This is a genomic window from Streptomyces sp. NPDC054770, from assembly GCF_053611985.1.
Window position 1 is genome coordinate 150,022 of the sequence record NZ_JBSHBL010000005.1, and the last position, 19,582, is coordinate 169,603.

Here is a 19,582-nt window from a genome sequence, read left to right on the forward strand (position 1 = left end):
TCCAGGTCATGAGCAGCTCGGCGAGCAGATCGGCAAGCGGTGCCGTCAACGGCGGCATCTCCTTCTGGTACGCGGACGACGGCCTCCCGGCGGTGCGGGAGCCGCTGGCCGGTGACGCGTCGGCGGACGTGGTGATCGTCGGCGGCGGGTACACGGGGCTGTGGACCGCGTACTACCTGAAGAAGGCCGCCCCCGACCTCCGGGTCACCCTCCTGGAGCAGAAGTTCTGCGGCTACGGCGCCTCGGGCCGCAACGGCGGCTGGCTCTACAACGGCATCGCCGGCCGCGACCGGTACGCCGCCCTGCACGGCCACGAGGCCGCCGTACGGCTGCAGCGGGCCATGAACGAGACCGTCGACGAGGTGGTGGCGGTCGCCGCGGCCGAGGGGATCGACGCCGACCTGCACAAGGGCGGGGTGCTGGAGGTCGCCACCACCCCGGCCCAGCTGGCCCGCCTGAAGGCCTTCCACGAGCACGAGCTGTCGTACGGCGAGAAGGACCGCGAGCTGTACGGCGCCGGGGAGACCCGGGAGCGGATCCGCGTCGCCGACGCGGTGGGCGGCACCTGGACCCCGCACGGCGCCCGGCTGCACCCGGTGAAGCTGGTGAAGGGCCTGGTCGCGGCCGTGGCGGCACTCGGCGTCGACATCCACGAGTCCACGCCGGTGACCGAGATCCGCCCCCGGCACGCCGTCACCCCGTACGGCACGGTCCGCGCCCCGTACATCCTGCGCTGCACCGAGGGCTTCACCGCGAACCTCAAGGGCCAGAAGCGCACCTGGCTGCCGATGAACTCCTCGATGATCGCCACCGAGCCGCTGACCGCGGAGCAGTGGGCGTCGGTGGGGTGGGAGGGCCGGGAGACCCTCGGGGACATGGCGCACGCGTACATGTACGCGCAGCGCACCGCCGACGGGCGGATCGCGCTCGGCGGGCGCGGGGTGCCGTACCGGTTCGGCTCGCGGACGGACAACGACGGGCGCACGCAGGAGGCGACCGTCGAGGCGCTGCGGGAGATCCTGGTGCGGTTCTTCCCGTCCCTGGCGGGTGTCGGGGTCGAGCACGCCTGGTCCGGGGTGCTCGGGGTGCCGCGGGACTGGTGCGCGACCGTCACCCTGGACCGCGCGACCGGGCTCGGCTGGGCGGGCGGCTACGTCGGCTCCGGGGTCGCCACCACCAACCTCGCGGGCCGCACGCTCCGGGACCTCGTGCAGCTGGACTCCGGGCAGGGCGGCAGCACCGAGCTGACCGCGCTGCCGTGGGTGAACCACAAGGTCCGCAAATGGGAGCCGGAGCCCTTCCGCTGGCTCGGCGTCCAGGGCATGTACGCCACCTACCGCGCCGCCGACCAGCGCGAACGCCGCAACCCGAGCAGCACCTCGTCCCGGCTGGCCCGGGTCGCGGACCGGGTGGCGGGGCGGCACTGACCCGGCCCCGCCGCACCCCGGGGCACGGGCGCCCCTGGAAACCCGTTGAGGCTGTGCCGCACCTGTGTGCGACCATCGCCCCAACATTCGTATTCCAGGGGGGAATTGACGGTGCATTCAGCGACCGGCACCACCTTCGGCACAACGGCGAGACCCGGGCGGCTCACCGCCGTGACGGTCCTCGTCGTATCCCTGCTCACCTCGCTGCTCACCCTCACCGGCGCCGGGTCCGCCCGCGCCGACGACCCGGAGTGCGCGCCGCTGGCCCTCGCGTCCTTCGGCGACCCCGGGGACGCCGTCGGCAGGGCGACCGTCCCGGCCCAGGAGAAGGCCTGCTTCACCGTGACGGCCCCGGAGGCGGGCCTGTACATGGTGTCGCTGGAAGACAGCCACCATGAGGCGTACACCCAGCTGTCCGCCGCGGACGGCACCCAGGTGGACTGCTACGACGAGGAGTTCTCCGAGCAGGGCCGCTGCCAGGTGCCCGCGGCCGGCACCTACACCCTCACGGTCGTCAACAGCGGCTGGGTGGACCCGGAGGACGCCCAGGTCACCGTCGTCCCGCTCGGCTCGGCCACGCCGGGCTGCTTCGATACCGCCGGCACCAACTGGGACCAGCCGCTCACCACGCGCACCAGCGTGAGCCCGATCGAGGTCGACTGCCAGGGCATCGACGCCCGGCCCGGCGAGCGCATCCGGCTCACCGCCGTCACCAGGGTCTACGGCAGCGCGACCGCCTGGCTCACCGACGCGACCGGCGCCCGGATCTGCCCGCACTTCCCGGAGGACGGCGAGACCAGCTGTGTGCTGCCCGGCAGCGGCCCCTACCGGGTGATCTCCCAGGTGGCCTCCACGGACGGCGGCTTCCCCGCCGACTACACGGTCACCGCCCGCCGCCTGAACGACCCCCAGGGCTGCGCCACCGCCCCCGTCCGCCCCTACGGCGCCCTGGACCCGCAGGACCTCACCGTCGGCGGCTGCTACACCTTCACCACCGACAAGGCCGGCCTGTACACCGTCCACTACGTGAACGAGGACCGCGCAACCGGCTCGGTCCAGGTCTACGGCACGGACGGCAGGACCGTGTGCCACCCTGGCACCGACCCGTGCCGGGTGCCCGCGGCCGGCACCTACACCGCGATCCCCGAGGGCTCCGCCCGCCAGGGCCTGGTCGTCCTCGACCGCGCCTCGGACGCGGGCTGCACGGCGACCGGGTACGGCCTGCACCAGGGCGAGCTGAGCACGCCCGGCCAGTACGACTGCCTGACCCTGCCCGCCCCGCAGAACGCCCGGATCGCCGCTCTCACCCCGCTCGGCTCCGCCGGCGTCGAGGCCGAGGTCGAGGTCCTCGACCGGAACGGCACCGCCCAGTGCACCGCGCAGGAGATCGCGGACGGCAACTGCGCGCTCACCGGCACCGCGCCCTACCGCGCGCTGGTGCACACCGAGAACCAGGCCGAGGGCGCGACCGGCCCCTACGCCCTCGCCCTGTACCGCACCGACGCCGCGGGTGACTGCCCCGTCCTGCCCGCCGGCAGCTTCACCGCCGACGGCGCCAAGGCCACCTTCGCCACCGGCGACGGCGTCTTCTCCCGGTGCCTGAGCATCCCGGCGGACGCCCACACCGGCACCGAGCTGTTCCAGCTGACCGCGACCTCCGGCGACGTACCGGCGAAGTTCTCGGTGCTGGACGCCACCGGCAAGAAGGTCTGCGAGCGCTACGCCACCACCAACGGCTGGACGGTGTGCTCGCTCACCCCGGGCACGGCCCACACCGTGCTGGTCACCGGCCGCGACCAGGCGGCCGCCTACACCCTGACCCGCCGGGACGTCACCGCCACCGCCTCCTCTGCGGGCTGCACGAAGACCGCGGCCGCCAAGGTCGGCGGCCCCTCGGTGAAGGGCACGGCCGGCGCCGCCGGCACCGTCGACTGCGTCCAGGTCACCACCCCGGCCACCACCGACGTCGTCCACGTCAACGTGCGGGACGCGCTGGGCACGGCGAACATCGCGGTGATCGGCGGCGACGGCAGGACCGAGTGCTCCTTCCGCAACAGCGCCTGCGCGGTCACGGGCTCCACCACCCACCAGGTGCTGGTGCAGACCCCGGTCTCGCTGCAGGCCTCACCCGAGTACCACCTGGACGCCCTGCGCATCGCGACCGCCGACGGCCCCGCGCCGGAGTGCACCAGGGTCCCGTCCGTGGCGTACGGGTACGGGCCGGTCACCGGCACCCTCGACGAGGCGCACAGCGCCGTCTGCGCGGTCCTGCCGACCGCCGGCCTCGACCGCTTCTCGGCCGACATCAAGGACACCACCGGCGCGACCGCCACGGCCGTACCGGCGCTGTACAACCCGGCGTCCTGGCGCAACGGCTGCACCCGGTACATCGGCTCGGACGGCGCGGGCTACGACTGCGCCGTGCTCGGCTCGTCCTCGGGGGCCACCCCGACGGTGTTCGTGCTCAGCCTGCCCGAGACCGCGTCCGGCACCGCCTACAGCGCCCGGCTGGCCTGCTCGTCCACCCTCTGCGGCACCGACAAGGTGACCGTCACGGGGATCAGCCCGGCCACCGGGGCCAGCGGCACGAAGGTCAAGGTCACGGTCACCGGCACCGCGCTCGGCCCGAACACCGAGGTAAGGCTGGGCCTCGCCGGCAAGACCGTCTCCGCCAAGGCCGACTCGGTCGCCGCCGACAACCGCTCCGTGACCGCGACCCTGGACCTGACCGGCGCGGCGGCCGGCACCTGGAACGCGAGCGTGTTCACCACGTGCTGCGAGTACCCGAGCGGCTCCTTCACGGTGACCTCGCCCCAACTGGCGAGCAATGCCGCCCCGAAGATCACCGGCACGGCCGCGGCGGACGCCAAGGTGACGGCCACGACCGGGAGCTGGTCGTCCACCCCGGCCTCCTACACCTACCAGTGGAAGGCCGACGGCAAGGCGATCTCCGGGGCGACCGCCGCGTCGTACACCGTCCCGGCGGCCCTGGTCGGCAAGAAGCTCACGGTGACCGTGACGGCTGTGAAGAGCGGCTGGCTGAGCGGGTCGGCGACCTCGGCCGCGGTGACGGTGGCGAAGGGGGCCGCGCCGAAGGCCACCAAGGCACCGACGATCGGTGGCACGGCCAAGGTCGGCAGGAAGCTGACGGCGGCACACGGCACCTGGAGCCCGGCGGCGACCTCGTACACGTACCAGTGGTACGCGAACGGCAAGGCGATCAGCGGTGCCACCAAGTCCACGCTGACCCTGAAGGCGGCCCAGAAGGGCAAGAAGATCACCGTGAAGGTCACGGCCCGCCGCACGGGCCACCAGAACGGCACGGCGGCCAGCAAGCCGACGAAGACGGTCACCGCCTGACTGACGGGTCACACCGTCCGGGTCTGGAGATGCGCCCCACCACCCCACCGCACACGATGGGAAAGGGACCGCCCAGGCCCGGACGGGCAGGAGAGAACAGGTGGAAGCTGAACGACTCCCGTCGGCGTGGCTCTTCCCCGAGACCACGGACGCTCCGCCGGCGATGACACCGCAATCCCACGTCGACGGCGTGCACAGGCCCTCCGAGTCCGGCCTTCTGCGGCAGATCGTCGAAGGCACCTCCGCCCCGGTCGTCATCGTCGACGAGCATCTGCGCTACACCTACGTGAACCCGGCCTGGACCGCCGTCACCGGGGTCCCCGCCGCCGACTGGGTCGGCAGGAAGTTCGGCTCGGTGCTGCCCGACGTCCAGACACCCGACGACGTCCTGATCGAGGTACTGGCCGACGGCAAACCGCGCGAGGTGACCGTGACCGGGAACACCCTGGTTCCCTCGCCCGTCGGGCGCAGGATCTGGCGCTCGGTCTACCACCGGCTGGAGTCCAACGGGCGGATCGTCGGCCTGTGCGGCATCGGCGTCGAGGTCAGCAACCTGCGCCAGTACCTCGACGACCTGGAGACCGCACACCAGCGGCTCGCCCTGCTGGACGCCGCGGGGACCCGGGTGGGCACGACCCTCGACGTCGAGACCACCTGCGCCGAACTGGCCGACTTCCTCTCCCCGTCACTGGCCGACGTGGCCGCGGTGGGGATCGTCGAGGAGGAGTTCCTGGGAGCGCCCCCACCGCCGCCCGGAGTGCTGCGGCTGCGGAAGATGAAGCTCACCGCGGCGCCGGAGGTCCGGCTGCACCTGCACGAACTCGGCGGTCCGAAGCCGTACATCGACCTTCCCCGGGGCGGGGTCACCCGCAACTGCATGGACAGCGGACGGCCGTGGCTGAGCAACATGGCCTCCGAGGAACTCCTGGAGAAGGTGACCGCGGATCCCGAACGCGTGAGGATCTTCCGCACGGCCGGCATGCACTCGGTCCTGATCGTGCCGCTGCCCACGGCGGGCCGCAGTGTCGGCACCGTGATGCTGCTGCGCGGCGGCGACTCCGCCCCCTTCAGCGAGGACGACGTCCTCACCGCCCAGGGCGTCGCCGCCCGCGCGGCCACCTCCATCGACAGTGCCCGCCGCTACACCGGAGAGCACACCATGACCCTGGAGCTCCAGCGCGCCCTGCTCTCCGAGCCGGACCGCCCGCACCCCAGCGTCGAGGTGGCCAGCCGCTATCTGCCCTCCGGCCGCAGCGCGTTGGTCGGCGGCGACTGGTACGACTCGGTCGCCCTGCCGGGCGGCCGCACCCTGCTGGTCATGGGCGACGTGATGGGGCACGGCTTCCAGGCGGCGGTGGCGATGAGCCAGTACCGCTCCGTGCTGCGCACCGTGGCCGCCTCCGGCCTGCCGGTCGACGAGATGCTGGGCGAGGCGGACCGCCGGGCGGCCCGGATCGGCCTCGACCGGGTCGCCACCTGCCTGCTCGTCCTCGTCGACCCCGAGAACGGCACCTGTACGGCGTCCACGGCCGGCCATCTGCCACCGGTCGTCCTGCGCCCGGACGGCAGCGCCGAGGTCCTGGACGTCACCGCAGGGCCGCCACTCGGCACGGAACTCGGCGACTACGAGATGACAACGTTCTCCCTGGAACCGGACGCGGTCCTGCTGCTCTACACCGACGGTCTGGTGGAACAGCGCGACACGGACATCGACGACGCGATCCGCGGCCTCACCGAACTGAGCCTGCCCGCGGGCGGCTCCCTGGAACTCCTGGTCGACACCCTGCTGACCCAGCTGACCAGCGGAATCTGCGAGGACGACATCGCACTCCTCGCGGCCCGGCAACGCCGCGGGAACGGCTGAGAACCGATGGAGAGCCCCCTGTCGGATTCGAACCGACGACCTACGCATTACAAGTGCGTTGCTCTGGCCAGCTGAGCTAAGGAGGCCTGACACGCGCGCGTGGCGCTGACGTGCCAGTGCAGTGTACCCACGTCCCGGGCGGGCCCTGTCGAAAATTTCCGCGAAGTTCACAGGGCTCCAGGTAATGACATTTGGGGTGAACGCCAGGTACGGTCCTGAGCCAGTTCACTCTCGTGGACTACACCAACCACCTTCCTACAACGGATCGTCCGGCACGTTCCTGCCGGTAGAAGGGGGCCTCTGAGCCATGGCCACTGTCACGTTCGACAAGGCGACCCGGATCTACCCGGGTTCCACCAAGCCCGCCGTCGACGGCCTCGACATCGCGATCGAGGACGGCGAGTTCCTCGTCCTGGTCGGCCCGTCGGGTTGCGGCAAGTCCACCTCGCTCCGGATGCTCGCGGGCCTGGAGGACGTCAACGGCGGCGCCATCCGCATCGGCGACCGCGACGTCACGCACCTGCCGCCGAAGGACCGGGACATCGCCATGGTGTTCCAGAACTACGCCCTCTACCCGCACATGACCGTCGCCGACAACATGGGCTTCGCGCTCAAGATCGCCGGCGTCAACAAGGCGGAGATCCGGCAGAAGGTCGAGGAGGCCGCGAAGATCCTCGACCTCACCGAGTACCTGGACCGCAAGCCGAAGGCGCTCTCCGGCGGTCAGCGCCAGCGTGTCGCGATGGGCCGCGCCATCGTGCGTGAGCCGCAGGTCTTCCTCATGGACGAGCCGCTGTCCAACCTGGACGCCAAGCTCCGTGTCTCGACCCGTACGCAGATCGCGTCGCTCCAGCGCCGCCTCGGCATCACCACCGTCTACGTCACCCACGACCAGGTCGAGGCCATGACGATGGGCGACCGGGTCGCGGTCCTCAAGGACGGTCTGCTCCAGCAGGTCGACTCGCCGCGCAACATGTACGACCGCCCGGCCAACCTCTTCGTCGCCGGCTTCATCGGCTCCCCCGCCATGAACCTGGTCGAGGTTCCGATCACCGACGGCGGCGTGAAGTTCGGCAACAGCGTGGTGCCGGTGAACCGCGAGGCGATCCAGGCCGCCGCGGACAAGGGCGACCGCACGGTGACCGTCGGCGTCCGCCCCGAGCACTTCGACATCGTCGAGCACAACGGCGAGGCCGCCGCCTCCCTCTCCAAGGACACCGAGGACGCCCCGGCCGGTCTCGCGGTCTCCGTGAACGTCGTCGAGGAGCTCGGCGCCGACGGCTACGTCTACGGCAGCGCCAAGGTCGGCGACGACCTCAAGGACCTGGTCGTCCGCGTCAGCGGCCGCGCGGTCCCGGAGAAGGGCGCCACGCTGCACGTCGTGCCGCGGCCGGGCGAGACCCACGTGTTCTCGACCTCCACGGGCGAGCGTCTCACCGACTGAGCGATCAATCGGAGAAACCTCTGACCAGGGTGAATTCACCCAGGTTGACGAGAAGGGCCCCGCGACCTGCTGCGGGGCCCTTTCCGTTGCCCCGATTTACCCCGGCAAGCGGGTGCTTTTCGAGCAGTGTGCGTCAACCCCGTACCCGAAACACGGCACTTCTCCATCCCCCGAACCGGTGACTAAATGTCGCCAAATCATTACCGCACGCTACCCTCACACGCGTGAAGCACTCCACCACCCCTCAGACGCGACGCGGCCACCGGGGCGGCCCTGCCCGCCGGATCGGCCGCACCCTCGCCCTTGTCCTGCCCGTCGTCCTGGTGCTCTCCGGGACCCTCGCGGTCACCCGCGTCAACTGGACCGGGTCCCCGCGGAGCTCGGTGCTCACCGCGACCGACGTGACCGACGCGCACGTCTCCTCCAAGGCCGTCTCCCAGGCCCCGCAGGACGTACTGCGCGACCATCTGATGACCGAGCTCCAGGACAAGAACCCGGGCCAGGTCCTCACCCACCTCCAGCAGGCGGTCAACGGCCACCCGTCGCTGGCGCAGCACTGCACGTCCATCGCCCGCGCGCTGGGCCGGGCCGCGGTCCGGATCTACGGCGCCTCGCGCGCCCAGTCGTACGCCCGCCCGGTCTGCGACACGTCCTTCGCGTCCGGCGTGCTGGCCGCGCACAGCTAGGGCAGGCCCTAACGCCGGTTGGGAAGTGGGTAACGGCTCCTTAAGGGGCCGCCCGCGGCGGGAAGCCGACCCCGGGGCGCGTCGTACAGTTCGGGGCATGACCCATCCGAACGCCGCGTTGCGCCCCACTCAAGCCGTGGTCCTGGCCGGTGGCCAGGGCTCACGGCTTCGTCCGTACACCGACGACCGGCCCAAGCCGATGGTCGAGATCCCGGGTACGGGCACGCCGATCATCGGCCACCAGCTGACGTGGCTCGCCGAGGAGGGCGTCACGGACGTGGTGATCTCCTGCGGGCATCTCGCCGAGGTCCTGCAGAAGTGGCTGGCGACGGCCGACCTGCCGCTGTCCGTCACCACGGTGGTGGAGAGCGAGCCGCTGGGCCGGGGCGGCGGGCTCAAGTACGCGGCCGCGCATCTCCCGCACACCGACCGGCCCTGGTACGCCACGAACGGCGACATCTGGACGCGGTTCTCGCTGCGCGACATGGCCGACTTCCACACGGAGCGGGACGCGGTGGCGACGCTGGCGCTGGCGCGTCCGCGGATTCCGTGGGGCGCCGTGCAGACCGACGGCTTCGGTCACATCACGGACTTCATCGAGTCACCGCCGTCGGCGTTCGAGATCAACGCGGGTGTGTACGTCTTCTCCCCGGAGTTCGCCGAGATGCTCCCGGAGCGCGGGGACCACGAGCGGACCACGTTCCCGCACCTGGCCCGGAGCCGGCGGCTGGCCGGGTTCCCGATTCCACAGGGGGCGTACTGGCGTGCGATCGACACGGCGAAGGATCTGACGGAGGCGGCGAAGGAGCTGGCCTCGCTGGGGCGGTAGGCCGAGGGGGCGGTGACGGCCGGTTCGTCGGCTGCGGGTGGGTGGGGGTTGTTCGCGCAGTTCGCCGTGGCTTGGCGCGCAGTTCCCCGCGACCCCTTCGAGGGCGGTTCGGCAGCGCCCCGTAAGGGGCGCGGGGAACTGCGCGACCAGCCACGACGGCGCCACGGTCGGCAGACGGCAGATCGCGCCCCTTCGGTCCGCCTGGTACCCCTGGTACGCCGCAGCCCCGCGCCTCTGAAGCGCGGGGCTGCGTCAGTGTGCAGCGGCTGTCAGCCGAGGAGGCCGCCTACCAGGCCCGGCTGGCCGGAGGAGGAGGTGCCGCCGGAGGTTCCCGTGGAGGTGCCGGTGCCGCCGCCGGTGGTGGAGGTGCCGCCGGTTGCGGTACCGCCGGAGGTGGGGCCCGCGGTGGTCGGCGCCGGGGCGGTGTGCTGCGGCGGAGCCTGCCCGGTGGTGCCCTGGGTCTCGCTGGGGGTCGTGGTGGTGGCGCCGCTCGTGGTGCGGTCGGCACCCGGGGTGGTCGCCGCCTGCGAGGGGCTCGCCGTGGCACCCCCGGAGGGAGCCGTGGAGGCCGACGGGGTGTTCTGGCGGGGCTTGGTCGGCTCGCCCGGGAGCGGGGAGCCGGGGAGGTTGTTGCGGGGCGCCTCGCCGGGGCCGGGGACGACCACGCGGCTGGAGTCGCGGACCGCGCCGCCCAGGAGCGAGCCGACGAGGAGGGTGAGGCCGACGGTGACGGCCGTGACCAGGGCGCCGCGGCGCAGTACGTAGGCGCGCAGGTCCCAGATGTCGGAGTGGGGGCCGAGACGCCGCCAGGCGCTGCCCGCGAGGCGGCCGTCCACGGAGTAGACGGGGGCGCCGGCGATGATCAGCGGGGACCAGGCGGCGAGGTAGATGATGTCGGGGGCGTCGTACGCGGGGACGGTCTTCCAGCTGACGGTGACGATGAGCGCGGCGGAGAGCAGCGCGCCGACCACCGCGGCGACCCGCTGCCAGCAGCCGAGGACGGTCAGGACGCCGACGATCACCTGGAAGAAGGCGATGACGAGACCGGAGCCGACCGGGTGCTGGAGGGCGAACTGGCGCAGCGGCTCGGCGACCTCCCAGGGGTGCAGCGTGTTGAGCCAGGTGACCATGGAGCCGCGCTTGCCGCCGTCGAAGTAGACGGGGTCGCACAGCTTGCCCATGCCGGCGTAGATGGAGATGAAGCCGAGGAAGATCCGGAGCGGAAGGAGAACCACCCCGAGGTTCATCCGGCGGCCGGGGTAGTAGGCGTGCCGGGCCGGGTCGCCGTCGACGGTCCGCCGGGCCGACCGCGGTTCGTCGAAGTCCTCGAACTCGTCGTCGGCGTACCCCGGTTCGCCGTAGCCCGGGTCGTCGTACGCGCTGCCGACCGCCGGCATGTCCGGGAGCAGCCGCCGCTCGCCGGAGACCGGGGAGCGCGGGTGGCCGACCATCGGGGTCTCGACGGTCTGGTCGAACTCGTCGTAGCCGTCGCCGACGCGCGGGATGACCTGGGTCGCACCGGCCGGTTCGGCGGCCTCCTCGACATGCCGGACGCTGCCGCCGCGGACGGCCTGGAGCAGCCGGTGGGCGCCGGTGTCGTCGGGCGCGGAGCGGCCGCTCCAGACGACTGGGCGGCGCCGGCCGGGCGCCGCGCCCGCTCTGCCCGCCGGGCCGGCGACCGGGATGCGCGCGGTGTCCTCGGTGGCGCTCAAGTGCCGTGCGAGCCGGGGGGATTGGGTGCGCCGTGTCGATGCGCCCAGCTGCACGCGGAAGCTCGCGTGGTTGACGATGACCTGCGCCGGATCGCTCGGCACCTTCACCATGCTCAGCGCGGGAGCGTCGTCTGGCCCGGAAGTGAATCCGGAGCGGAATCCCGACGAGCGGTCCCCCGTGGGTGTGCGGGGTGTTCTGGTGTCCACACTCATCTAACCGAGTGACGTGGAGTTAGGACACTGCTTTGACCGGCCGGATGTGTCCGGACCGCGTCAAGGATGTCCTGGACGCCGGAAATACCCCGCACAGGTGAGGTTGCGCACGGTTGTTCAGTCCCGGCGCCGCGCCGCCTCGTACAGCACGATCCCCGCCGCCACACCGGCGTTGAGCGACTCGGCGCCGCCCGGCATGGGGATCCGGACCCGGTAGTCGCAGGTCTCGCCGACCAGTCGGGACAGGCCCTTGCCCTCGCTGCCGACGACGATGACGACCGGACCGCCGAGCGCCTCCAGGTCGCCGATCTCGTGCTCGCCGTCCGCCGCGAGGCCGACGACGACGATGCCGGCCTTCTTGTACGACTCCAGGGCCCGGGTCAGGTTCGTGGCGCGGGCGACGGGCGTACGGGCCGCCGTACCGGCCGACGTCTTCCAGGCACCGGCGGTCATCCCGGCCGCGCGGCGCTCGGGGACGACCACGCCGTGGCCGCCGAACGCGGAGACCGAGCGGACGACCGCGCCGAGGTTGCGCGGGTCGGTCACGCCGTCGAGGGCGACGATGAGGGGGTCCTCGCCCTCGTCGTGGGCCGCCTCGGCCAGGTCCTCGGGGTGCGCGTACTCGTACGGCGGGACCTGGAGGACCAGGCCCTGGTGGTTGAGGCCGTTCGTCATGCGGTCCAGCTCGGGGCGCGGGGCCTCCATGAGGTTGATGCCGCCGCGCTCGGCCGCGAGCTGGAGGGCCTCACGGACCCGCTCGTCGTTGTCGATGAACTGCTGGACGTAGAGGGTGGAGGCGGGAACCCCCTCGCGGAGCGCTTCCACCACCGGGTTACGGCCCACGACCATCTCGGACGTGCCCTTGCCGCCCCGGCCGCGCGCCACCGGGCGGCGCTGGGTCTGCTTGGCCTTGGCGGTGGCGATGCGGTTCTTCTTGTGGCCCTTGCGCATCTCGGCGGGCGGGGTCGGGCCCTTGCCCTCCAGGCCCCGGCGCCGCTGGCCGCCACTGCCGACCTGCGCGCCCTTCTTGCCGGACATGCGGCGGTTGTTGGCTGCCATGAGTTACCCGTCTCCGTGAGCTTCGTTTCGTACGTACGTCTTATGCAGTGTGCCGCCCGGGGGGCCGGGCGGCACAGTCGATCTTCAATGGACCAGTGGTCAGGACTTGAGGGTCCAGCGCGGGCCCGAGGGGCTGTCCTCGATCGCGAGACCGGACTGGTTCAGCTGGTCGCGGATGGCGTCGGCGGTCGCCCAGTCCTTGCGGGCCCGGGCGGACTCGCGCTGGTCGAGGACGAGCCGTACCAGGGTGTCGACGACCCCGTGCAGGTCCTCGCCCTTCTCCGCGCCGCCGGACCAGTGCGGGTCCAGCGGGTCGAGACCGAGGACACCGAGCATCGCGCGGACCTCGGCGAGGCGGGCGACGGCGGCTTCCTTGTCGTCGGCGGCGAGGGCGGAGTTGCCCTGCCGGACGGTGGTGTGCACGACCGCCAGGGCCTGCGGGACGCCCAGGTCGTCGTCCATCGCCTCGGCGAACGCCGGCGGGACCTCGGCCGAGGGCTCGACGGCTCCCCCGGCCAGCTCCACCACCCGCTGCACGAACCCGTCGATCCGCGCGAACGCGGACTCGGCCTCGCGCAGCGACTCCTCGCTGTACTCGATCATCGAGCGGTAGTGCGGAGTGCCGAGGTAGTAGCGCAGCACGATCGGGCGCCAGCGCTTGACCATCTCCGAGACGAGCACCGAGTTCCCGAGGGACTTCGACATCTTCTCGCCGCTCATGGTGACCCAGGCGTTGTGCACCCAGTACTGGGCGAAGTCGTCGCCGAACGCCTTGGCCTGGGCGATCTCGTTCTCGTGGTGCGGGAAGATCAGGTCCAGGCCGCCGCCGTGGATGTCGAAGGCCTCGCCCAGGTACTTGTGGGCCATCGCCGAGCACTCCAGGTGCCAGCCGGGCCGGCCGCGCCCCCACGGCGTCTCCCAGCTGGGCTCGCCCGGCTTGACGGCCTTCCAGAGCGCGAAGTCGCGCTGGTCCCGCTTGCCGGTCTCGCCCTCGCCGCTGGGCTGGCGCAGGCTGTCCAGGTCCTGGTTGGAGAGCTGGAGGTAGTCCGGGTAGGAGCGCACGTCGAAGTAGACGTTGCCGTCGGCCTCGTAGGCGTGCCCGCGCTCGATCAGCCCGCGCATCATCTCGATCATCTCCGGCACGTGCCCGGTCGCGCGGGGCTCGTACGTCGGCGGGAGGCAGCCGAGCGCGGAGTAGCCGTCGTTGAACGCGCGCTCGTTCTCGTAGCCGATCGCCCACCAGGGGCGGCCCTGGTCGGCGGACTTGGCGATGATCTTGTCGTCGATGTCCGTGACGTTCCGGATGAACGTCACGGCATAGCCGCGGTATTCGAACCAGCGGCGCATGATGTCGAAGTTCAGACCGGAGCGGATGTGCCCGATGTGGGGCGCCGCCTGCACGGTGGCACCACAGAGGTAGATCGAGACACAGCCCGCGGTGAGCGGGGTGAAGTCACGGATCTGCCGGGCGTTGGTGTCGTACAGGCGAATGGTCACGGGACAAGGGTAGTGGGCCGAGGGTAGTGCGCGGCACCGGTATGTGCAGCGCCGTGGTCGGGTGCGGTTCGGTGGGGGCTTGGCGCGCCCCGCGGCGGAGCCGCAAATCGATTCAGCCCCGCGCCCCTAAAAGATGGTCGGTTCGGTCACGCCGATTTGACGACCAACGCCGTTGCCACCGCCATCAAGCCCTCTCCCCTACCGGGAAATCCGAGACCGTCCGTCGTGGCCCCCGAAACGGAAACCGGAGCCCCTGCCGCGTCCGAAAGGATTTTCTCGGCCTCGTCCCGGCGCTTGCCGATCTTCGGGCGGGGGCCCACGACCTGTACGGCGACGTTCCCGATCACGAATCCCGCGTCCCGGACGATGCGTGCGGCCTCCGTCAGCAGGGTCACGCCCGACGCGCCCGACCACTGCGGTCGCCCCGTGCCGAAGTGCTGTCCCAGGTCGCCCAGGCCCGCCGCCGAGAACAGGGCGTTGCACGCGGCGTGGGCGACGACGTCCGCGTCGGAGTGGCCGGCCAGGCCCGGGCCCTCGCCCTCCCACTTCAGGCCGGCGCACCACAGGTCGCGGCCCTCCTCGAAGGCGTGGATGTCGGTGCCGATGCCGACGCGGGGGAGGAGCATCTCAGAAGCCATCGTTGAGCCTCCTGCGGGCCAGGACCGCCTCGGCGAGGACCAGGTCGAGGGGGCGGGTCACCTTGAAGGCCTCCTCGTGACCGGGGACGACCACGACCCGCTCGCCGAGCTGCTCGATCATGCTGGCGTCGTCGGTGACGTTGTCGGTGACCGTCTCGTGGGCGCGGACCAGCATCGTTCGGTCGAAGCCCTGGGGGGTCTGCACGGCGCGCAGGCGGGCGCGCTCCGGGGTGGCGAGCACCGGCTCCGGGTCGCCGGGGGTGGTGGCCGGCTCGACCTCCTTGACCGTGTCGGCGAGCGGGAGGGCCGGGACCACGGCAGGGGCGCCGTCGCGGACCGCCTGGATCACCGCGTCGACCGTGTCGACGGGGACGAGGGGGCGGGCGGCGTCGTGGACCAGCACGATGTCGTAGTCGGGGGGCAGCGCGTCCAGGCCGAGCCTGACCGACTCCTGGCGGGACTCGCCGCCGGGGACGACGAGGAAGTCGGTGCGGTCGGGGAGCGCGTGCGCGGCGAGGAGGGACTTGACCTCGGGCGCGCCGTCGGGCGGGGCCACGACGACGACCAGGGAGACCGCGCGGGAGGCGGCGAGGGCGCGCACCGCGTGGATGAGCATGGGCGTGCCGTTCAGCGCGCGTAGCGCCTTGGGGGCGCCCGGACCGAGCCGTACGCCCCGGCCGGCGGCGGGAATCACGGCCGCCGTGCGCGGTTCCGGACGCGAAGGACGCGAATCGTCAGACATCGGTTCCTGTCAGGTTTGTGTGCGGGGCTGGCGTGGGTATGGCCTGGGAAGTGCCGGGCGCGACGCCTTGACCGGACCCTTCCGTGACACTGGTCGAGCCAGCAGCCCGGGCCCGGCACGCCTAGTATCGGGGGTTCCCCGAGGGCGTACGCAAAGATGCCGCAGCGCCCGGCGACAATTGCTGTGTCATCGGGCACCGCGGCATTCGGGTGTGCGGAGTTCTCAGTGTGCCGAGCTGGACGGCGTCTGCGTCAGGACGCGAGGACCTCGTCGAGCAGGGCCTCGGCCTTGTCCTCGTTCGTGTTCTCCGCGAGGGCGAGCTCGCTCACCAGGATCTGGCGGGCCTTGGCGAGCATGCGCTTCTCACCGGCGGAGAGTCCGCGCTCGCGCTCACGACGCCACAGGTCACGCACGACTTCCGCGACCTTGATGACATCGCCGGAGGCGAGCTTCTCCAGGTTTGCCTTGTAACGACGGGACCAGTTCGTGGGCTCCTCGGCGTACGGTGCGCGCAGCACCTCGAAGACCCGGTCCAGCCCGTCCTGACCGACCACATCACGCACGCCGACGAACTCCGCATTGTCCGCTGGCACACGTACCGTCAGGTCACCCTGGGCGACCTTCAGCACCAAGTAGGTCTTGTCCACGCCTTTGATCTGGCGAGTTTCGATGGCCTCGATCAGCGCGGCCCCGTGATGGGGATAGACCACGGTGTCGCCAACCTTGAACGTCATGTGACAGGTACCCCTTCCGTGGCTATCCAGGGTAACACGGAAACCGGCGGTTCTGAATGGCGTTTTCGCAGGTCAGGGCATATCTCGGGGCTTGACAACAGCAACAGGAACGTGCTGCGCAGGCTGTCCGGAAGCAGGTATTCGCAGGTCGGAGCGGCTCTCCGGGCGAGGTGAAACGCACACGTTACACACATCCGGACGCTCACCCATGCAGCGGAACATCCCCATATGTCCGCTTCCAAGCGTACGACTTCCGCTACTCCGTTCGGTTGCAGGAGCCGGATCCCGGCCGTTTCCGGAATTGATCACGGGGGCCGACTGAACGGTACGTGAAGACGCACCTGAAGCAGTACGTGATCAATTTCCCCGGTGGCCGCGCATTCCTTCACGGAAATTTTGCGCGCGGTGTTGCGGGCGGGTTATGTGAATGCCGGACGAGCGCCGCTCCAAAGTGACCGAAGGGGCACTTGCGGATGCCCATGGGTACCCCCTGCTCGAGGGAAGCCGAGAGGGAAGCGGGGGCCTTGGGGAGGGTCGGGTGCGGCAGCGCGGGAACGGCTCGGTAACCTAAGGCCGCTGACAGACACTTAGGGCGGCTTTACAAGGGGGCCGCCCGTGCGTTCAAGGAGTTGCCGCCGCCGTGAGCAGCAGCCTTCGACGCGGCGCCCTCGCCGCCTCCGCCCTCGCCTTCTCCGTCGCCGCGCTCTCCGCCTGCGGCGCCGGCAACAACTCCCAGACGCTGGAGATCAAGCCGGACAACGCCGCGACGAGTGTCGGCACCATCAAGATCCAGAACGCGACCGTGATCACCCAGCCCGACCTCACGTCGACCGGGCCGGCCGTGGTCTCCGCGACCGTCTTCAACACCGGCGCCGAGCCGGAGACGCTCCAGTCGATCGTCGTCGCCGGCACCGGCAAGACCGCCGAGCTGCACGCCACGAAGTCGCAGCCGCTGACCATCGCGGCCGGCGGCCGGCTGATCCTCGGCGGCACGGGCAACGCCTCCGCGGTGCTGGCCAGCAGCCGTGAGGCGATCACGGACGGCAACGCCCAGAAGATCACGTTCACCTTCAGCAAGACGGGTGACGTGAGCCTGCGCGCGTTCGTCGTGCCGGCCGAGAGCTACTTCACGGGCTGGGGCCCGAGCGCGGTGCCCTCGCCCTCGGCCTCCACGTCCGCCTCCTCGTCGGCCTCCGGCTCCCCGGCCGCGGGCTCGACGGCCTCCGAGAGCGCCAAGCCCGGCAAGAAGAACAAGGAGTCCGCGTCGGCCACCCCGACCGACTCGGCCTCGGAGTCGACGAACGCGGGCTGAGCAGCCGTACCGGAAACCCGAGAAGGGCGGCACCCTCAGGGGGCCGCCCTTCGTCGTACGCGCCGTCACCGCAGCTCAGCGGCTGGCTCAGCGGTTTACGGCTCGAACTTGTAGCCCAGCCCCCGCACCGTCACCAGATACCGCGGCGCACCAGGGTCCGGCTCGATCTTGGCGCGCAGGCGCTTGACGTGGACGTCGAGGGTCTTGGTGTCGCCGACGTAGTCGGCGCCCCAGACTCGGTCGATGAGCTGCATGCGGGTGAGGACGCGGCCGGCGTTGCGCAGGAGCATCTCCAGGAGGTCGAACTCCTTGAGGGGGAGGTCGACCTTGGAGCCGGAGACCGTCACGACGTGGCGGTCGACGTCCATGCGGACCGGACCCGCTTCGAGGGCGGCCGGGGTGACCTCCTCCGGCTCGCCGCGGCGGCGGAGCACCGCGCGGATGCGGGCGACCAGCTCGCGCGAGGAGAAGGGCTTGGTGACGTAGTCGTCGGCTCCTATTTCCAGCCCGACGACCTTGTCGATCTCACTGTCCTTGGCCGTCACCATGATGACGGGGACGTTGGAACGGCCGCGCAGCTGGCGGCAGACCTCGGTGCCCGGCAGGCCGGGCAGCATCAGGTCGAGAAGGACGAGGTCGGCGCCGTTGCGCTCGAACTCGTCGAGTCCATCGGGGCCCGTGGCCGCCACAGCGACCTCGAAGCCCTCCTTGCGGAGCATGTACGACAGGGCGTCGGAGAAGGACTCCTCGTCCTCGACGACAAGCACTCGGGTCACGGAAGGACCTCCGGGGCGGGAAGCGGTTCGTACGGGGATGACTCGGTGGTACCGGCCTCGTCGTCGAGGTCGGGGTCGGGGTGCTGCGACGCGCGGTCGCGGGCCGCGCCCGCCTCCGGCAGCCTGAGGGTGAACGTGGAGCCCTGGTTCTCGGCGCTCCACACCGTGACCTCCCCGCCGTGCGAGGCGACCACGTGCTTGACGATGGCGAGGCCGAGGCCGGTGCCACCGGTGGCCCGGGAGCGGGCCGGGTCTACGCGGTAGAAGCGCTCGAAGATGCGCTCCTTGTCCTTGTCGGTGATGCCGATGCCCTGGTCGGTCACGGCGAGCTCGATCATGTCGCCGCCGGGCGCGCCGACCCGGCGGGCGGCTATCCCGACCCGGGTGCGGGCCGGCGAGTAGTTCACGGCGTTCTCGACCAGGTTGCCGAGGGCGGCGGCCAGCTGGCCGCGGTTGCCCCAGACATGCAGGTCGGCGGTGCCGCCGGCGGCCATGGTGATCTGCTTGGTGCCGGCCTGGTGCCGGCACCGGTCGATCGCCTCGGCGACCAGCTCGTCGACCCGGACCGGCTCGGCGTCCTCCAGCGGGTCGTCGTTCTGCACCCTCGACAGGTCGATCAGCTCCTGGACCAGGTTGGTCAGGCGCGTGGCCTCGATCTGCATGCGACCGGCGAAGCGCTGCACGGCCTCCGGATCGTCCGAGGCGTCCATGACGGCCTCGGAGAGCAGGGAGAGTGCGCCGACCGGGGTCTTCAGCTCATGGCTCACGTTCGCCACGAAGTCGCGGCGTACCGCCTCGATGCGGCGGGCCTCGGTGAGGTCCTCCACAAGGAGCAGCACGAGCCGGGAGCCGAGCGGCGCCACCCGGGCGGAGACGGCCAGTGCCTCGCCCCGTCCGGTGCCCCGCCGCGGAAGATCCAGCTCGACCTGGCGTATCTCGCCGTCCCGCCGGGTGTCCCGGGCCATCCCGAGCATCGGCTCGATGGCGAGCTTGCCGCCGCGCACGAGTCCGAGGGCGTACGCCGCCGAGCTCGCCTTGACGACCGCGTCGGCCTCGTCGAGGACGACCGCGGAGGAGCGCAGCACGCTCAGTACGGTGTCCACGCCCGGGGGCAGTACGGGGTCGGTGTGCAGAGAAGTCCTGGTCGGTCGCTTCTGGTCGCGTTCGCTCCAGCGGAACGCCAGCATGGCGATGACACCGGTAAGCACCCCGGCGATCGCTGCCGCTGCGGCGACCGCCGCGTTCACGTCCATGCAAACAGGTTAAGCAGGGGGTACGACATCCCCACA

General features: G+C 71.4%; 15 protein-coding genes and 1 tRNA gene. 7 read left to right on the top strand and 9 right to left on the bottom strand.

Features of this window, described 5'->3' with window-relative positions; genetic code table 11:
* Positions 1–8 precede the first annotated feature (8 nt).
* From ACWGKQ_RS07290 to ACWGKQ_RS07300, 3 genes are all read left to right on the top strand, one after another.
* Positions 9–1,427 (top strand): NAD(P)/FAD-dependent oxidoreductase, encoded by a 1,419-nt coding sequence (locus ACWGKQ_RS07290; protein ID WP_453290888.1) that lies wholly within the window; start codon positions 9–11, stop codon positions 1,425–1,427.
* 111 nt (positions 1,428–1,538) lie between these two features.
* Positions 1,539–4,787 carry a Tat pathway signal protein gene (locus tag ACWGKQ_RS07295; RefSeq protein ID WP_453290889.1) on the top strand — a complete coding sequence of 1,083 codons (3,249 nt, stop codon included), beginning with the start codon at positions 1,539–1,541 and terminating at the stop codon, positions 4,785–4,787.
* 100 nt (positions 4,788–4,887) lie between these two features.
* On the top strand, positions 4,888–6,651 hold the full coding sequence (locus ACWGKQ_RS07300) for a SpoIIE family protein phosphatase (RefSeq protein WP_453290890.1): 1,764 nt from the start codon (positions 4,888–4,890) through the stop codon (positions 6,649–6,651).
* A gap of 12 nt (positions 6,652–6,663) precedes the next feature.
* Here the strand turns inward: ACWGKQ_RS07300 and ACWGKQ_RS07305 are convergent.
* Positions 6,664–6,737: transfer RNA gene (locus tag ACWGKQ_RS07305), tRNA-Thr, on the bottom strand.
* A 221-nt stretch (positions 6,738–6,958) separates the two neighbouring features.
* On the opposite strand from ACWGKQ_RS07305, the gene ACWGKQ_RS07310 reads away from it, so the two are divergent.
* From ACWGKQ_RS07310 to ACWGKQ_RS07320, 3 genes are all read left to right on the top strand, one after another.
* Entirely contained in the window at positions 6,959–8,095 is a 1,137-nt protein-coding gene (locus ACWGKQ_RS07310) for an ABC transporter ATP-binding protein (protein WP_453290891.1), read from the top strand.
* A 224-nt stretch (positions 8,096–8,319) separates the two neighbouring features.
* Entirely contained in the window at positions 8,320–8,781 is a 462-nt protein-coding gene (locus ACWGKQ_RS07315; protein ID WP_453290892.1) for a hypothetical protein, read from the top strand.
* 97 nt (positions 8,782–8,878) lie between these two features.
* The gene (locus ACWGKQ_RS07320) at positions 8,879–9,610 is read left to right on the top strand and encodes a nucleotidyltransferase family protein (protein WP_453290893.1); all 732 of its coding nucleotides are present in this window, start codon (positions 8,879–8,881) and stop codon (positions 9,608–9,610) included.
* 269 nt (positions 9,611–9,879) lie between these two features.
* Here ACWGKQ_RS07320 and ACWGKQ_RS07325 read toward each other — a convergent pair whose 3' ends face one another.
* The 6 genes from ACWGKQ_RS07325 to ACWGKQ_RS07350 form a co-directional block, all read right to left on the bottom strand.
* A complete protein-coding gene (locus ACWGKQ_RS07325; protein ID WP_453290894.1) occupies positions 9,880–11,535 on the bottom strand; it encodes a DoxX family membrane protein in 1,656 nt (551 codons plus the stop codon).
* Positions 11,536–11,652: 117 nt separating this feature from the next.
* Positions 11,653–12,594 (bottom strand): 23S rRNA (guanosine(2251)-2'-O)-methyltransferase RlmB, encoded by a 942-nt coding sequence (gene rlmB, locus ACWGKQ_RS07330; RefSeq protein WP_453290895.1) that lies wholly within the window; start codon positions 12,592–12,594, stop codon positions 11,653–11,655.
* A 99-nt stretch (positions 12,595–12,693) separates the two neighbouring features.
* Complete coding sequence (gene cysS, locus ACWGKQ_RS07335) at positions 12,694–14,091, bottom strand: cysteine--tRNA ligase (RefSeq protein ID WP_453290896.1); 1,398 nt, start codon at positions 14,089–14,091, stop codon at positions 12,694–12,696.
* A 146-nt stretch (positions 14,092–14,237) separates the two neighbouring features.
* Positions 14,238–14,729, bottom strand: coding sequence for a 2-C-methyl-D-erythritol 2,4-cyclodiphosphate synthase (ispF, locus tag ACWGKQ_RS07340; protein ID WP_453290897.1), 492 nt, complete (start codon positions 14,727–14,729; stop codon positions 14,238–14,240).
* Positions 14,719–15,471, bottom strand: coding sequence for a 2-C-methyl-D-erythritol 4-phosphate cytidylyltransferase (gene ispD / locus ACWGKQ_RS07345; RefSeq protein ID WP_453290898.1), 753 nt, complete (start codon positions 15,469–15,471; stop codon positions 14,719–14,721). Before ispD ends, ispF begins: the two co-directional genes overlap by 11 nt.
* Before the next feature lie 251 nt (positions 15,472–15,722).
* Positions 15,723–16,205 (bottom strand): CarD family transcriptional regulator, encoded by a 483-nt coding sequence (locus tag ACWGKQ_RS07350; protein WP_003953493.1) that lies wholly within the window; start codon positions 16,203–16,205, stop codon positions 15,723–15,725.
* Between the two features lie 640 nt (positions 16,206–16,845).
* Here ACWGKQ_RS07350 and ACWGKQ_RS07355 point away from each other — a divergent pair.
* The gene (locus tag ACWGKQ_RS07355; protein WP_453290899.1) at positions 16,846–17,517 is read left to right on the top strand and encodes a DUF461 domain-containing protein; all 672 of its coding nucleotides are present in this window, start codon (positions 16,846–16,848) and stop codon (positions 17,515–17,517) included.
* A 95-nt stretch (positions 17,518–17,612) separates the two neighbouring features.
* Here ACWGKQ_RS07355 and ACWGKQ_RS07360 read toward each other — a convergent pair whose 3' ends face one another.
* Entirely contained in the window at positions 17,613–18,293 is a 681-nt protein-coding gene (locus tag ACWGKQ_RS07360) for a response regulator transcription factor (RefSeq protein WP_010358452.1), read from the bottom strand.
* Positions 18,290–19,546 carry a sensor histidine kinase gene (locus tag ACWGKQ_RS07365; protein ID WP_453290900.1) on the bottom strand — a complete coding sequence of 419 codons (1,257 nt, stop codon included), beginning with the start codon at positions 19,544–19,546 and terminating at the stop codon, positions 18,290–18,292. The genes ACWGKQ_RS07360 and ACWGKQ_RS07365 overlap by 4 nt, the downstream gene beginning before the upstream one ends.
* Positions 19,547–19,582 lie beyond the last annotated feature (36 nt).